General features: G+C 45.7%; 5 protein-coding genes. All 5 read right to left on the bottom strand.

Annotated elements, in window-relative coordinates; all coding sequences use genetic code 11:
- Window positions 1–7: 7 nt before the first annotated feature.
- The 5 genes from POF51_RS30000 to POF51_RS29980 all read right to left on the bottom strand — a co-directional run bounded on the left by POF51_RS30000 (window position 8) and on the right by POF51_RS29980 (window position 16,221).
- The gene (locus tag POF51_RS30000; protein WP_271756683.1) at window positions 8–7,123 is read right to left on the bottom strand and encodes an amino acid adenylation domain-containing protein; all 7,116 of its coding nucleotides are present in this window, start codon (window positions 7,121–7,123) and stop codon (window positions 8–10) included.
- A 936-nt stretch (window positions 7,124–8,059) separates the two neighbouring features.
- The gene (locus POF51_RS29995) at window positions 8,060–13,018 is read right to left on the bottom strand and encodes an Ig-like domain-containing protein (protein WP_271756682.1); all 4,959 of its coding nucleotides are present in this window, start codon (window positions 13,016–13,018) and stop codon (window positions 8,060–8,062) included.
- 233 nt (window positions 13,019–13,251) lie between these two features.
- Window positions 13,252–13,779, bottom strand: a complete 528-nt coding sequence (locus POF51_RS29990; RefSeq protein WP_069851600.1) for a hypothetical protein — start codon at window positions 13,777–13,779, stop codon at window positions 13,252–13,254.
- Window positions 13,760–15,544 (bottom strand): sensor histidine kinase, encoded by a 1,785-nt coding sequence (locus POF51_RS29985; protein WP_271756681.1) that lies wholly within the window; start codon window positions 15,542–15,544, stop codon window positions 13,760–13,762. Before POF51_RS29985 ends, POF51_RS29990 begins: the two co-directional genes overlap by 20 nt.
- The gene (locus POF51_RS29980) at window positions 15,541–16,221 is read right to left on the bottom strand and encodes a response regulator transcription factor (RefSeq protein ID WP_017251702.1); all 681 of its coding nucleotides are present in this window, start codon (window positions 16,219–16,221) and stop codon (window positions 15,541–15,543) included. Before POF51_RS29980 ends, POF51_RS29985 begins: the two co-directional genes overlap by 4 nt.
- Window positions 16,222–16,360 lie beyond the last annotated feature (139 nt).

Here is a 16,360-nt window from a genome sequence, read left to right as displayed (position 1 = left end):
GCACCTCCTAATGATTACTCCACATTTCCAGCAGTTGTTTTTCTTCCTCTTCTGAAATCAATCGCAAGCCTTCTATTGACTCCTCAGGATATGCCATCACTTGTTCGAGCCAATTCACAAAATGTCCGATCATTCGTTCTATGCTGGACGGATTAAATAGGTCTGTATTGTAGCCGAATGAAATCGTCAACGAGTGCTCTGAATGGACTTCTATTGAAATGGACAAATCAAATTTGGCAACCTTGATGGTGCTTTTCACTGGCTCAATTTTTCTATTTGGCCATTGCTTTACGTTTCTCAGGTGGGTTTGCATCGTAAAAATCGTTTGGAAAACAGGGGAGTAACTTGCATTTCGCTCTGGCTGGAGAGCCTCTACTATTTTTTCAAAGGGCACATCCTGATTTTCTTGTCCGCGCAACGTTTTTTCTTTGACTTGGGCGACCAATTCCCTGAAGCTTGGATTGTCTTCGACGTTCACTCTGTAAACCAGCGTGTTTACAAAGCACCCGATTAACCCTTCCATTTCTTTTCGAGTGCGATTCGCAACCGGGCTTCCTACTAAAATGTCTGTTTGTCCGGTATACCGAGAGAGAAAGCTCTGATAGGCAGCCAGTAATGTCATGAATAGGGAAGCGCCCTCTTGCTTGCTGAAAGCTTTTAGTTTTTCTAATAATGAAGGGGCCAAATCGATATGCTGCATGTCTCCTGCATACGTTTGAATGGCTGGTCGTGGACGATCGAATGGCAACTGAAGCACCGTAAGATCGTCTGCAAGTTCATTTTCCCAATACGCCACTTGCTCTTTCATCGTCTCGTCTGATAGCCATTGTCTTTGCCAGACAGCAAAGTCCCCGTATTGAATGGATAACGGTGGCAGATCAGCAGGTGTTCCGCTGACTGCTTCTTCATAAAATACCATCCACTCGTCCAACAAGATATCCTCTGACCAGCCATCGAATACAATATGATGTACGGTACAAAGCAGAACATACTCCGATTCATCCTGCCTAATCAACTCGGCTTCAATCAACGGTCCTTGGCTCAAGTCAAATACGCGATCAGCACTCTGTTGAATATAATGCTGGACCTGCTTTTCACTTTCATCCGCGGAGAGACTACTTACATCTATGACAGGCAATGATCTTGATTGATGCGGCTGAACGAGCTGTACAGGAACGCCATTTTGTTTTGCGAATACGGTACGAAGCATTTCATGACGTTCAACCAATTGGTTAAATCCTTTTTCTAATCCGGCAACATCCCATGAACCGCTTAAGCGCCATACATAAGGAATGTTATAGACGTTGCTTCCTGGCTCCAGTTGGTCAAAAAACCACAACCGCTGCTGCGCAAAAGATAACGGAATGGTTTCCGTTCTATCCACTTGCAGGAGCGCAGGCAGTTGAACCATTTTTTCGCCTTGTCGCAATTCGGTTAGCCGCTTAGCCAACCCCTCAATGGTCGGGCAATCGAAGATCGCTCGGAGAGGTAGATGTTGACCAAACACTTCTCGTATGCGCGATACAACCTGTGTTGCCAACAGGGAATGCCCTCCCAATTCAAAGAACGAATCAAATACCCCTATTTGGTTTACTCTTAAAATTTCACTCCATATGAGTGCGAGCAATTCTTCCGTTGAGTTTCGCGGCGCTGTGTAGTGATGGCTTACTATGTGGATCTCAGGCAGTGGCAATGCTTTACGATCCAATTTGCCACTCGATGTGAGCGGCATTTCCCCCACCCGTACAAAATAAGAAGGAATCATATAAGGCGGTAACTGTTTCTGTAAATGGCTTTTTACTGTCTCTGCCTCTGATGCCCCACTGTAATAAGCAATTAATCGTTTATCCCCCGGCTCATATTCATAGGCAATGATTGCCACTTCTCCTGCCCCTTGCTGCTTCCTCATAACCGCTTCGATTTCACCTAATTCAATCCGATAACCGCGAATTTTCACTTGATTATCCATACGGCCGATGTATTCAATATTGCCGTCTGGCATCCACCGAGCGTAATCACCTGTCTTGTATAACCTTTCAGATGGATTGCCAAAAGGATTCGGGACAAAACGTTCAGCTGTTAACTCAGGCTTTCCGATATACCCTCGTGCAAGACCAATGCCCCCAATAACCAATTCGCCCATCACGCCTATTGGTTGCAGGTCCCCTTCCTTATTGAGGATGTAGGCTTGAATATTATCCATAGGCTTACCAATGGGGATTACCTTGCTATCGGTCTGGCAATCATAGTAGGTCACTTCAATGGTCGTTTCCGTAGGACCATACAGATTAATAAGAGTCGTATGATTCCTTTGCCCGATTAATCGATGAAAACGTTGAACCTGTTCCGCACTCAAAGCTTCCCCGGTTGTATAGACTCGCTGTAAAGTTTTGATTTCCTCTGCGCAATCCACGTTTTCCAAATGGTCTAAAAAGATGCTGAGCATAGATGGAACAAAATGAATATAAGTTATCTGATGCTGGGCAACCGTTTTGACAATAAGCTCCGGGTCTTTCTCTGCATGGGGTGCGAGGAAACATAATTTACTACCAGTGAAAAACCATAGGACTAATTCCGTTACGGAAACATCAAAACAATAGGGAGTCTTTTGCAAGATGGTGTCATGCTCGTTCATAGGGTAGCGATGAACCATCCAGTTCATCCGATTGACAACCGAGCAATGTTCGATCATGACTCCTTTTGGTGCTCCCGTCGAACCTGAGGTATAGATGACGTACGCCAAATTTTTCGAATGGGCAATGGACTCCAGATTATCGCACTCTACATCCTGATCCGGCCTATTCTCTTCCAATAACAGGACAGGTCCATTGAAATCGATCGCTGTCTTGAATTTCTCTTGCATGACGACGACCTTCGTATCGCTATCCCGGAGAATATAGGACAGTCTTTCTTTCGGAGCCACTGTGTCCATCGGCATATAGGCTCCACCCGCTTTTAGAATGGCAAGAATACCAATCATCATGTCGGGAGAACGCTCACTCAGTAATCCTACTAATGTATCCGGCTTCACTCCCTGATATCGCAATTTGCTTGCCAGGAAGTTTGCCCTGTTGTTTATTTGCCTGTAGGTCCATTGTTCGTTGCCGAATACAACCGCCATTCGCTCTGGCGTCCGGGCAGCTTGCTCTTCGAATATTTGATGGAGCGTTTTTTGATCCTCAAACGCAACTTCCGTGTCATTCCACTCTTGGAGAATTTGGTTCTCTTCAGAAGCGGTCAGCATAGGCATGGAATGCAACGTCTGGTCACTGTGCGTAAGAACGCTTTTCAGCAATTCAATATAATGCGCAAACATGCGGCGCATAGTAGATTCGTCATACAGATCCGTATTGTATTCCCAGTCAAGACTTATACTTCCGTATTCATCCTTTGTTAAAAGGGAAGAGGAGAGCTCCTCATGATTCGTCACTACTACGTTGATATCAAATTTGGCCGATCCGTTGCTAATGCCTTCGGTGAGTTGAATATTCAGATTGGATACAGGTAAATGCGTGACTTTTGCATCCTGGAAACTAAACATGACTTGGAATAGAGGGTTACGGCTTTGATCACGCTTCAGTTTTAAGGCATCGACTACTTGGTCAAAAGGAATCTCTTGATTTTCGTACGCTTCCAAGGCCGATCTCTTCACATCTTGCAATACATCCTGGAACGTCATATTGTCGGTAAATTGCGTACGGATCACAATATTGTTGACAAACATCCCGATCAATTCTTCCGTGTCTTTCCAGCGGCGATTCGCGATGCCCGAACCTACAATAATGTCTTCTTGATTGGAATAACGATGGAGCAAGGTTTGAAACGCAGACATCATGACCATGAATAAGGTCGTATTTGTTTTCATGCAGTAATCACGCAATTGAAGATACAGTTCTTCCGGTATTAATTGGGTGAACATATTCCCGTGAAAGGTTTGATTTACTGGTCGTGGCCTGTCAGTGGGCAGTTCCAGAACCCCATTGGCCCCTTGCAGTAGATTCTTCCAGTACGTTAACTGCTTGTTTTCCTTGCCGCGCTTAAACAGCTCATTCTGCCATACGCAATAGTCTGCGAATTGAATCGGCAACTCAGCCAGTGGAGATGGTTTCTTTTCAAGATAGGCACTGTATAGCGTAAACAGTTCTTTTAAAAATTTGCGGAATGACCATCCATCATGAATCAGATGATGCTCCACAAACAAAATGACAGACTCCAACTCAGAAATCTTATAAACAATCCATCGCGCCAATGGCAGCTGCGCGATATCAATCGGATTTTTGATCTCCATTTGAATGAGTCTTTGGACTTCAGCGGCACGATCACTCTCAGGTAAGTGCGAAACATCTATAACAGGCAATTCCACATCGAATGGTTCATAGATCACCTGATAGGGTTGTCCATTTTTCTCATGAAAAACCGTTCGGAATATTTCATGTCTGCGCACAATATCTGTAAAACACTTATTGAGTATGGGGAGATCCAGCATCCCGCGCACTTTCATTGTGGCTTGAAAAATATAAGCCAAATTATTCGCGCTTAACTGTTCTAAAAACCACACTCTTTCTTGCGAATAAGACAGCGGCAATTCTCGATCTCGTGATACCCTCTTGATGGCAGGTAACGCATCCACTGCATCTACCTCATCTGCGGCAGTTACGATCGGCACGATGCTCCGAATCGTCGGATGGGTAAACAGAGCAGACAACGGAATCTCTTTCTTGAAAAGAGCACGGATTCTGGCAATAACCTGAGTCCCCAACAGCGAATGTCCGCCTAATTCAAAGAAATTATCCTCGACTCCAATCTCATCGTATCCGAACAAATCCTTCCAAATGTCCAGGAGCTTCGTTTCCCATTCTGTTTCCGGTTTTACATATTCCGTCGAAACATGCGGACGACTATTACCTACCTCTGGCAGTGACTTCAGGTCAATTTTTCCACTGGGAGTAAGCGGGAAAACATCCATTTTCACAAAATACGCTGGAACCATGAACTCTGGAAGCTGAGCCTTCAGATAATCACGCCATTCTGTTACCGTTCCAGACCCTATCACATAAGCGATCAGCTTGTTATTTTCATAGGCGTCTTTTTTCGCGACAATGATTGCTTGCTCAACAGTCGAATGATTGCCTAAAGTGACTTCAATTTCCTCCAGCTCAATTCTGTACCCTCTCACTTTTACCTGGTTGTCATTGCGCCCGATATACTCCAAGTTTCCGTCGGCCAAGTACCGAACCAAATCTCCCGTTCGATACAAACGCGAGTCTGATTCTGGACAATACGGGTTGGAAATAAATCGTTCCTCTGTCAATTCAGGACGGTTCAAGTAACCTCTTGCTACGCCTGATCCGCCGACATACAGTTCTCCGGCAACTCCGACAGGTTGCATTTGCAAATGCTCGTTCAACACGTATAACTGTGTATTGGCATTCGGTTTTCCAATGGGTATTTGCGCGTGTTTTTCATCTAGATGGCATTTGAAGCTGGCAACCTCGACTGTCGTCTCTGTCGGCCCATATGTGTTGTATAAGGTTGTACCATGAGGAATGGTCAACAGATCGGTACATTTCGTAACAATAGGAGGCGGAAGTACTTCCCCTCCAACTGTGACGTATTTCAAGGAGGATAATGCAAAAGAAGAATCCTGATTTTCTATATAATCCAATACAGCTTTCAACATAGATGGCACAAACTCGAGATGGGTAATTTTATGCATCTCGACTGCTTTCACAAGCAAGGCAGGGTCTTTCTCATCGCTGTTCGGGAGGATGTACAAGCTAGCGCCTTTCAACATCCACCAAAAGAGCTCCCAAACAGAAGCATCAAAGGAAACAGACGTTTTTTGTAAAAGCCTGTCCGTTTGTAAAAGCGGACTGCGACTCTCCAGCGTTTGAAGAAAATTCATAACGGAATAGTGCTCAATCATTACCCCTTTCGGATTTCCTGTCGAGCCGGAGGTATAGATGACATAAGCAAGATTGTGGCCGTTTACTTCCATTGCAGGGGGCTCCGTGCTTTCATTCGACAAAATTTCGAAATAATCCGACAATTTTACCACTTTTATTCCGTCAGGCACTTTCGTCGCGGACGCTTCATCCGCAATCACTACTTGTAAAGCAGCATCTTCCATAATATAGTGGAGTCTTTGAACGGGATAAGCAGGATCGATCGGTACATAAGCGCCTCCTGCTTTCAACACACCTAATATACTCACGATCATTTCCATGGAACGCTCTTGGCATATTCCCACCAGCACTTCACTCGTTACACCAATCTTTCGGAGGTAATTCGCCAATTGATTTGAGCGGATATCCAATTCCCGATAGGTCATCTTCTCTTGCTTAAATACCAGCGCGATGGCATCGGGATTCCGATTGGCTTGGAAATCAAAGGCATTCAAGATTGTGTCAGGAACATTCGTGGGTTCATCATTCCTGCACCACTCGTCTACCAGTTCTCTCTCCTGGTTTTTGGTTATTAGTCTCAATAAATCGATAGGAGTTTCGACATCCGTGATTACTTGTTCGATCCAGTTACAAAAGTTCTCGATCATTCGTCGTATCGTCTGTTGTGTAAACAGGAAGGTATTATATGTAAATGTGATGCGCATTCCCTCAGCTTCTTCGACATCAACACGCAGCTCTACCTTTGCTATTTGGGAATCGACAAAAAGTTTGTTATCCCCATCCCCGGCTTTTCCCATTCTTAAAAAGGTATGAAATAATTTCGTAGTTTCGGAGTTGCTGGTAAGCTTCTCCTCCATCCTATTCTCTTTGACCTCGTTCAACAGCTGCTTAAAATTCGTCGTTCCACCCATAATCACTCGACTTGCAAAAAAGGCAGAGCTATCACTCGCTATCGCACCAATCCGAATGTCGTTTTGCCCCGTATATCTGTAAAGATAGCTATGGTATGCAGCCAAGAATAGCGTAAACATGTCAGTCTCTTCTTGCATGCAAAGTAATCTTGCTTTCTCCCCCACTGGTTTTGACAGATCAATCGATTGCCACTCTTCTTCATAGCGAACATTTTTTTGTCTGGGGATATCAAACGGAAGCTGTAGCAATGGAGCCTCTCCTGCCAATTCTGAAAGCCAATGACTCACTTGATCTTCCATGGTCATGGTTATCCTCCCTTTTTGAGCTTGATAATGAAGGGGGAACCCTCTAAAATTATGAAGTTCCTCACCCGCTCTGCTTGATCAGACTTTTAAAATGGATAGTAGTCGGTAAGCCTCCCCCTCCTTTACAAAGTAGGCGTTGACTCATCGAATCGTCCACGATAAAGACTGGACACCCGATTAGTTAAGGTGAAGCAAATAGAAAAAGGGAAAAACATAGGAATAGTTGACCAAACAAACATGTTGCTATCAAATTTTATCGTGCATGTTCAAAGCGGCTACAAACGAGATGTGAAAGGGAAGGTAACTGAATCGAATTGCTATGAATTCGCGAAAAAAGTGGAGTAGTGTTTGAATACAGTTGAGTATGAAACACCTATGCAGGGAAGCCTTGCAATTGAATGGTGAATTGTTCTTTCGAATCGTGGAAAGGCAGCTTCAGATTCTACTAAGAAAAGGGTAATTTTTAGAACAATTACCTATTAAGAGTATAAAATGTAATAGATTACCATTTAAGGGCATTATATCATATCTGAATTTTATGTCAAATATTAGCCTAGACATTGGTTTATCATCAAACAAAAATAGACATGTTTACCTTCTCGGGTAGGCTGGTGTAGAAATTGATCGATACCTGAGAAGGTTGAACATGTCTATTTTTCTTTGTAGAAATTTGCTTACTCGATACGTTATATCATTACCCTTGAAAAAGGGTATACCCTCCTACTACTATCGAGACTGCAAATAAAATACCGAAGTACCACTTCGTAAACCGAAGACTGAACCACGAGCCTTCCCACCATAAAATTCCAAAGAAAATAGCCCCAACCATCATGCTAGTGACAAAAGCAATGAATGCGTTTTCCATATTTCTTCACCTTTGAAAACAGAATGGAAAAGAGGCTGCCCTCCACAGTAGATCGAACAGCCCCTTTTCATTTACCAGACCGTAATGTTAATCGTAATGGTCTCGCCGCCGTATTCCACTGTAATCGTTGTTTTACCAGATTCCAGTGCGGTCACAACACCATTTTCTACGGTCGCAATCTCAGGATCTTCCACTGTCCATTCGGCATCCTTGGTGACGATCTCCTCGTATCTATTTTCATAGACCGCATACAGGACGATCTCTCCAGTATTGTCTGCCTTCAAGCGCAGCGAAGAGCGCGATACTCGCAAATCTTTTACTTTCTTTTCCTCTACTACGAGCACACGATTGGTTACCTTTTTACCGCCATATTTCGCAGTAATGACAGCCTTCCCTTCAGCCAGCGCTGTCACTTTTCCCTCTTTTGTTACTTCGATGACCTCTTCGTCGCTTGAGGACCAAGTTGCTTTTTCTGTCACCTCTTCGGTGTTCTTGTCACTGAAGACGGCTGTCAGAGTTAGTTGCTTCTCCTCATCGATCTCCAGCACCAAATCCTTGAAGGAAGTCGTCAACGAACGAATCGTTTTCTTAGAAACCGTCACCGGAATCTCCAGTTCTTCGCCCATATAGCGAACGGTAACGATGTCTTCTCCCTCTTCTTTTCCTGCCGTAATGCGGCCCTGCTTGACGGTAACCAACCCGTTTTCCGTGTCGTATTCAACATTTTTGTCTCGCGTGATGTCTTTGCGTTTTTTGCCTTCTACTTTATAAAGGCGTAAGGTCGTGGTTCCCTTTGGCTTCATCCAGAAGGATGGTTCGTTTGTTTCCAACTGGAAGGTGGCTATTTCCTTAACGGTTACTTCCACCGAATCGGTTTTGTTCCCATCCTCGGTCGTCACTGTAATCGTCGCGGTCCCAGGAGCTACAGCCGTGATCTTGCCTTCCTTATCTACCTCGACGATCTCAGAGTCGCTGCTTTCCCACTTGACTCGTTTGTTGGTGGCGTTCGTTGGTTTTACAGTGGCACGAAGGCTTTCTGTATCGCCAACACGCAGCGTTAACTCCTCTTCCTCCAACTCAACTCCGGTGACAGGCTCTCCCGTTGGCGGATTCGACACATATAGCTCAATGGAATCATCCAGTTCGACGGTGTTTCCTGCCTGGTCGCGAAGCTGGATCAGAACTTTTTTCGTGCCATTGCCATACGTCAAGTTCCACGGCACTGTTCCCGTCACTTTTTCCCAGCTGCTCCACTTGCCTTGGTCATTGGAGATGCGCATGTCGACATCTCCCAAATTGTCCGTAGCAGTAACATGCAGTCTCACGCTGGTGGAGCTAGTTAGACGATCATCATTGTTGATGACGAACGTTCCCGTTGGTGCTGTCTTATCCAAGGTAAACGTGATCTTGGTTTCGTTTCCGGAAGAATCTACGACCCGCAGTTCATGCTTGCCTTCACTTGTTACCTGGTCGCCACTTGCGAACGGAGCACTATTCAATGTCGCGGTTCCTTCATTGAAGGTGATGGTCACGTCATCTTTGTAAATGCCTTTGTCCTCGACTCCTGTAACAACTGGCGCATCTGCATCCAGCTCGATCGTATCGGAAACGGTTGTGATGTGCCCTGCCTTGTCCGTAATCTGCATTTCGACAGTCTTGGTTCCATCACCGGACTTCAATTGCCATGCTTTGGTCGCAGTAACTGCCTCCCAATCGCTCCAGTCGTTGTCACCATTGGCGAAGCGGATTTGCACATCGCTCGTACTGTCATTCGCTGTTATGGCGAGCGTAACATCACGAGACTTGGTATAGTTGTCTCCGTTATTAATCGTGATAGATCCAGTTGGCGCCACCACATCTAGCTCAATCGTATCGCTTAGCTTTGTGACGTTCCCCGCTTTGTCCCGCAGCTTGACATAAACCGTTTTGGTGCCGTTTGTACTGCCATTAGCCAGCTTCCATGCTTTTGACTCTGCGAAACGCTCCCACGTACCCGAATTGTCATCCGCGTTAGAGACCAGCATTTCGATATCGTCTGTATTCCCTGAGGAAGTAAGGTGTAGCGTCACATCTTCTGTTTTCGCAAATTCGGCTCCGTTATCGATGCTGAGCGTTCCTGTCGGTGGTGTTTTATCCAGCGTGAAACGAATCGTCGTGCGATTTTGTGCCTCATCTGTGACGACCAACTCATACGATCCTTCCACAGTGACGACAGAACCGCTCGTAAACGGACTGCCATTCAGTAATGCCGTTCCCTCGTTGAAGGAAATCGTTACGTCGCTCGCATAGACACCATTCTGGGCGACTCCTGTGACGACTGGTCCAGCTGAATCCAGCGTGATTTGCTTTTGAAGGGCCAATTGGTTTCCGGCTGGATCTCTCAGCTCGACATAGACCGTTTTGGCTCCATCAACACCGCTCAGCTCCCATGGAACGTCGCCTTTTGATGGTGCCGTTTTCCAATCGCTCCACGTCAGGTTGTCATTGGACAAGCGCATTTCCACACCATGAGCATCAGCCGACTCCACACTCAACGTAACCTTGCTCGAGTTGGTATACAACTGACCTTGATTGATTTCGAAGGCACCCGTAGGGCTGGTCATATCGAGTGTGATCTCATCGGTAAAGCTGGCAATATTCCCTGCTTTGTCCTTTACTTCCATGTAAACCGACTTGGTTCCGTCCCCAGTCGGCAAAGTCCACGCCTTTGTCGTGGTCAGCGTTTCCCAGGAAGTCCAATTGGCTGGATCACTCGTATCATGGGAAAAACGCATCTGTAGTTCATTACTGAAATCGGTAACGGCAATTTGTAATGTAGTTGCCAGTGTATGGGTATAATTGGCGTCACCATTGATCTTGAGACTGCCTGACGGCTTCGTTTGATCGATGGAAAATGGAAGGATAGTCGTATTGCCCGCTTCATCTGTGACAATCAGCGTATAGGCTCCATCCTCATTGACGATTTCTCCGTCAGCTATCGGCTTTCCGTTCAAGGTCGCCTTTCCTTCGTTGAAGCTGATCGTAACACTCTGATTGTACAGCTTGTTGTTCTCTACCCCTGTGACAACAGGTGCAACCGTGTCGAGTGTAATCGATGCCTGTAAATCATGGGTGTTGCCCGCTTCGTCGATCAACTGTACATAGACCGTTTTCTGTCCATCCCCAGTTGTTAGCTTCCAAGCCTTGGTGGTCGCAACATCCTCTGGAGCACTCCAGCTGGTGTTATCGTTGGACAGCTTCATTTTTACCTTGCTGGTAGCGTCCGTGCCATCAATTTGCAAAGTAACATCCTGGTTATTCGTATGAGTGGCTCCGTTATTGATCGCAAGAGTTCCAGTAGGTGCGGTTTTATCCAAGGTAAAGGTTACCGCCGTCGTATTCCCCGCTGTATCCGTCACAACCAACGTGTACTTGCCCTCCACACTCACCTTTGTCCCGCTGGCAAAAGGAGCACCATTCAATGTTGCTGTGCCATCGTCGAAGATAGGGGTGACATCCGCCGTGTAGAAGCTGTCATTCGCAACCCCCGTCACAATAGGCGGCGTTTTGTCTAACACGATGGTATCGGATGTCGTAAACAGATTCCCTACACCATCACGGAACTTCGCGTAGACTGTTTTTTGTCCGTCTCCACTAGCCAAGTTCCATTCCAGCTTGTTGTTGGCTGGGATTGGCAGCCAACTACCTGTAAAGTTGTTATCATTCGATAACATCAGTTCTACCGGGCCGTTCACATCGCTTCCCTGAATGGTCAGCTCTACCTTTTCTGATGAAGTGGCTACGTTCCCGTTATTGATCTCGATTGTCCCTACCGGAGGCGTCGTATCCAGTACAATGCTATCCTGCGCTTGCAAGACAGTTCCTGTTCCGTCACGCAGCTCCATGAAGACCGATTTGGTCCCTTCTCCTGTCGTGAGGGTCCACGTTACAGGTGTCACAAACGACTTCCATTCGCTCCAAGGACCACCTTCCACGTTCGTCAAACGGTACTCAGGCTTGGCCGCGTCAGGGTCATCATGGGTCATAGTGAGCGTCACATTTGCTGAATTCGTAATCGCAGCACCGCCATTGATGGTAACCGTCGCCGTCGTAGGTGGTTCATTTACATCTGTCACCTGGATGGTCATCATCTTGGTAAAGAAATTGCCAGCCGAGTCTGTTGCGGTTATCGGTACGTAGTAAGTCGACTTCGTTTCAAAATCAAATTTTTCCGTTACCTTCAGTTGATTTCCCTCAACAGTAAATGGCACCGGATTGTTTAGAATGCTGAACGTAACAGTATCTCCTTGATCAGGATCTACTGCCGACAGCGTACCAACTACCGCTCCTATTTGATTGTTTTCAGGAATCGAATTGGACGATAAGAGGATATCGGTTGGTGGAGTGTTAGCAGCATAAGTGATTTCCAGCTGAGAAGCATAGCTACTATTTCTTTTGTCGTAGAAAACGATTTGAGGCTGATACAAAATTGGTACTGGCGGCGCTGTTTGTCGTCCTCTTAAAACAAAGGTAGCTTTTTTGTCTGGAATCTGGCTCTTAACAAAGCTGGTTACATCAAACGATTTCCACCCTGTGAAATTATCGGGAAGCATCTCATTTGCTATGATTCTTTCTTGATGCATCGGTATCGTCACCGTAGAATCATCGTTCCAGCTGTCATCAGACGAGCCCCATAGATCAATAAAGGGCTTATCTCCACCTGTTGATTCTACCTTATGCACATAAATTTTCAGGGAAGCAGACTCAATTTTCTTCTCACTTTTCACGCTGCTCAGGTCAAAACGCAGGGCAGCATTCGCAGCCCCATAATCCCCGCCAGAGTCTCGCGCATAGCCGACGATCAACGCGTTCTGAATCAATTCATACTGCATTCCCTCTGGATAGGCACCAGACGCATCCACGAACTTGTCCGCCTCTACTCCAATCACATCTGTAAGACCGGCTGCATTCACTTTTTCATGAATAAACACAGGTTGGACAATTGCAAACAGCAAAGTAAATACCAACAAACGAGCAATCATTCTTTTCATCAATAACACTGTCCTCCTTCCTTCTTCATTTGAACTCCCACTACTGTCGACACACTCCCCTAGCAAAACATCTAGGTGAAACAAAAATATGGTAACAACAGTCTATTGCAAAAAATACTAACTAAAGTTATGTCTTTTCGTGATTATTTTCTTCCCAATAAAAAGCCCCACCGTAAACATGTGCCAAACAAAATAAAAAGAACCCCAAAAATGAGGTTCCAATTGATCGGGCGCTATTTAAGGGTTAGCTCCTTCTCCCATGTCTTTTCATTGCCTTGCTCATTTTGAAAGACCAAAATCAATTTCCCCTTTTCCCCCTTCAACTCATCCTTGTAAAAGAAACCAGTGAACTGTCCATTGCCGCTGATGTAAAATCCATTCCCACCAGGGATACCTTCTGTGTCGTTTTTGATCGCTTGCTCTATCGTGCTTACGATGTCAGTTTTCTCAGACTTCCACTGCATGCTAGCTAACGAATAGCCGGCAGGTACCTGTTCGATAAAGAAATCGAAGCTATTCCCATCGATGGGTTTCGGTTCCTGATCGACCACGACGAGAATTTCTTTTTCCTGCTGTTCTGCGGCTATGTCTTGTGCAACGTTCTCCGGTTGTTTCTCCTTGTTTTCTTTGTTTTCCTGAGGAACTTGCGGCGGCACTTGAGCATTCGATTCTGGAGGAAGCGGTGTGCCACAAGCACTCGTAACGAGTGATAGGACCAATACAGCCAGTAAGCTTTTCATTTTATTCTTTTTCAGATTCATTGTCATTTCCACCTTTGTTTTCATTTTCAACCAACGTGAAGGAAAAAGCGACTCCATTCACGGTATTTTCCGCACCATAATCACTGCCATGCAGATCGAGAATATGTTTACAGATCGCCAATCCGAGACCCGTGCCGCCAGATTTCCGCCAGCGAGAGCTATCTACTCGATAAAATTGCTCCCATATCCGCGTGAGTTGATCGTCTGGGATGTGCGCTCCTTCATTTTCGATTCGAAACCGGATGCACTCCCGCTCGCGGGCCCCCGTAATCCGAATCTCACTTGATGGATTGGCGTGCCGGACTGCATTGCCGAGCAAATTCACGATCACTTGCTCGATACGTCTTGGATCTGCCCATACGTTGTTCTCTTCAGGTAAGGTGAGACATAGTCGTACCTGCTTGTTTGCCAGCTGTAGTTGAAAGGAAGCGGCTACACGATCTATTACTTCCGATACGGGAAACGATTGTCTACGAAGCAAAATGGCTTTGGCTTCGAATTTGGACAACTCCAGCATATCCATAATGAGCTCGTTCATCTTGTCGACTTCGCTTAAAATGACGTCCATGTATCGCTCCCGCTTTTCATGTGCGACGTCATCTTTTAACCCTTCCGCAAAGCCCTTCACAATGCCAAGCGGGGTCTTGAGTTCATGAGAGATGTTTGCAATCAATTCTTTGCGAAGCTGCTCCATTTTTTCCTTATGCTCTAGATCCTCGCGAAGAGTGACGTTGGCATTCGTCAGGTCTTTTAATGTCTGATCTAGCTTGCCAGCTAACGTATTCAGATGGCGAGAGAGCTCACCGAATTCATCCTGAGAATGAATCGAAGCATGTTCTGTGAAGTCCAGATTAGCCATACGTGAAGCGGAATGATTCAGCGTAACTAATGGTTTCGTGATAATCTTCGAAAAGACAAAGGACAGCAGCAATAAGATGACGAGGATGACTGGCGTCGCGTATAGGGAATAGCTGGTCAGCATACTTACCGCATCGCTCACTGGTTGCAACGTCGTCACCGCCAGTATGAAACTCGCCCCGCCCTGATAGGAGAACCGATGAATCACGATGGCATAGTTTACACCACTCCACGGATCAGTCCACTTCCGCTGGATGAATGATCCGCTTTTCATCTGTGTAATCTCGTCGTATTGCTGCTCCAGCCATGGTCCTATTTGATCCGCTACGAGAGAATCCTGATAAAAAGGGTTATGTGCCCGCTGCTGACTAGGCAGCATGAGTTCAGAAATAACAGCCGTGACCCGGGTTAGTCCATTCTCGGATACATTTGTGGATGGACTTTGCCTTGCAATCCGTATCGGCTTCATGATCGTATCGTTCTCATCCATATAGATTCCGTCGATGGTAATCGTATCTCCAACACGGAGTCCTTCAGGGAGATCGGTGCTTTGCATTTCTTTTAGCGGTAAGGTAATCACTTGATTTTTATTTGCTACTTTTATTTCTAGAAAATAGGGGGTGAGATTCAATTGCCTGAGCTGCTCATCTACGATCGCGATGCTGGCATCTGTGCGATTCATCAATGTACCCACCAGCTTATCCAGCTTGTGCTTGTCGGGAGGGAGTTGGGCGTACTCATCTGGAAAAGATACCATTGCTTGCGAGACCTCGCTTACTTTCGTATTTAAATAAAAGCGCTCAAAGAAAATCTTTTCCCCTATCAAAATCAAAGCGTAGAGCAAAAAGACAAAAACAAAAGTGGCGGCAAATAATTTTGTCACAACGTTTAGTCGAAGGCGTTTCATCGTTTTGCCTCAAACTTATATCCAAAACGGATCATCGTCTGAATCAGATGCTGCTCTGTATCCAGCTTGGCACGCAGTTTTTTCACGTGGGTATCAACGGTGCGATGGTCGCCAAAGTAGTCCATCCCCCAAACCCCATTCAAAATGCTATCTCGGGACAAGACCGTCCCTTCATGCTTAATGAAGAACAGAAGCAGCTCATACTCTTTTGGTGTCAATGAAATCGGGACGCCTGCAATCGTAACGGTGTGAGCTCGTTTGTTTACCGTCAATGCTCCAAACTGAGCGATATCATCTCCCCTCCCGATGCTCCCCTCTGCCCTTTTCATCAGAGCTTTGGCACGGGCCACTAATACTTTTGGGCTAAACGGTTTGGTGACGTATTCGTCCGCGCCAAGCTCGAAACCCATCAACTGGTCATCATCGTCTACTCTTGCTGTAATGATCATGATGGGAATGTCGGATTGTTGGCGGATTTTTCTGCACACCGACCAGCCATCCATCTCGGGCATCATAATATCTAGCACAACTAAATCGACAGGGTGCAGAGCGAAAAGTTCCATCGCCATTTTACCGTGCTGCGCTTCGTACACTTCCCAAGCTTCTTTTTTAAAATAATCCGATACAAATTCACGTATGAGCTCGTCGTCCTCTACGAGTAACACTTTCCGTTTCATTTCCGCACTCCTTACTCGTGGTTGTGCATTTATTGCATAGATTACCAGTTTATTGTGAAACTTACGAATCCATATCTCACCGTCGCCATTCCGATGACCGCCAACCTTGGTTTTACAAGATGAGTATAGATGGCTGATG

Source organism: Brevibacillus sp. AG, from assembly GCF_028369215.1.
Taxonomy (GTDB): Bacteria; Bacillota; Bacilli; order Brevibacillales; family Brevibacillaceae; genus Brevibacillus; species Brevibacillus porteri.
This window is presented reverse-complemented; position numbering and strand designations above follow the sequence as displayed.

Coding starts and splice junctions, on each gene's coding strand:
- POF51_RS30000 (WP_271756683.1), bottom strand. CDS start 7,123: ATGACCATGGAAGATCAAGTGAGTCATTGGCTTTCAGAATTGGCAGGA.
- POF51_RS29995 (WP_271756682.1), bottom strand. CDS start 13,018: ATGAAAAGAATGATTGCTCGTTTGTTGGTATTTACTTTGCTGTTTGCA.
- POF51_RS29990 (WP_069851600.1), bottom strand. CDS start 13,779: ATGAATCTGAAAAAGAATAAAATGAAAAGCTTACTGGCTGTATTGGTC.
- POF51_RS29985 (WP_271756681.1), bottom strand. CDS start 15,544: ATGAAACGCCTTCGACTAAACGTTGTGACAAAATTATTTGCCGCCACT.
- POF51_RS29980 (WP_017251702.1), bottom strand. CDS start 16,221: ATGAAACGGAAAGTGTTACTCGTAGAGGACGACGAGCTCATACGTGAA.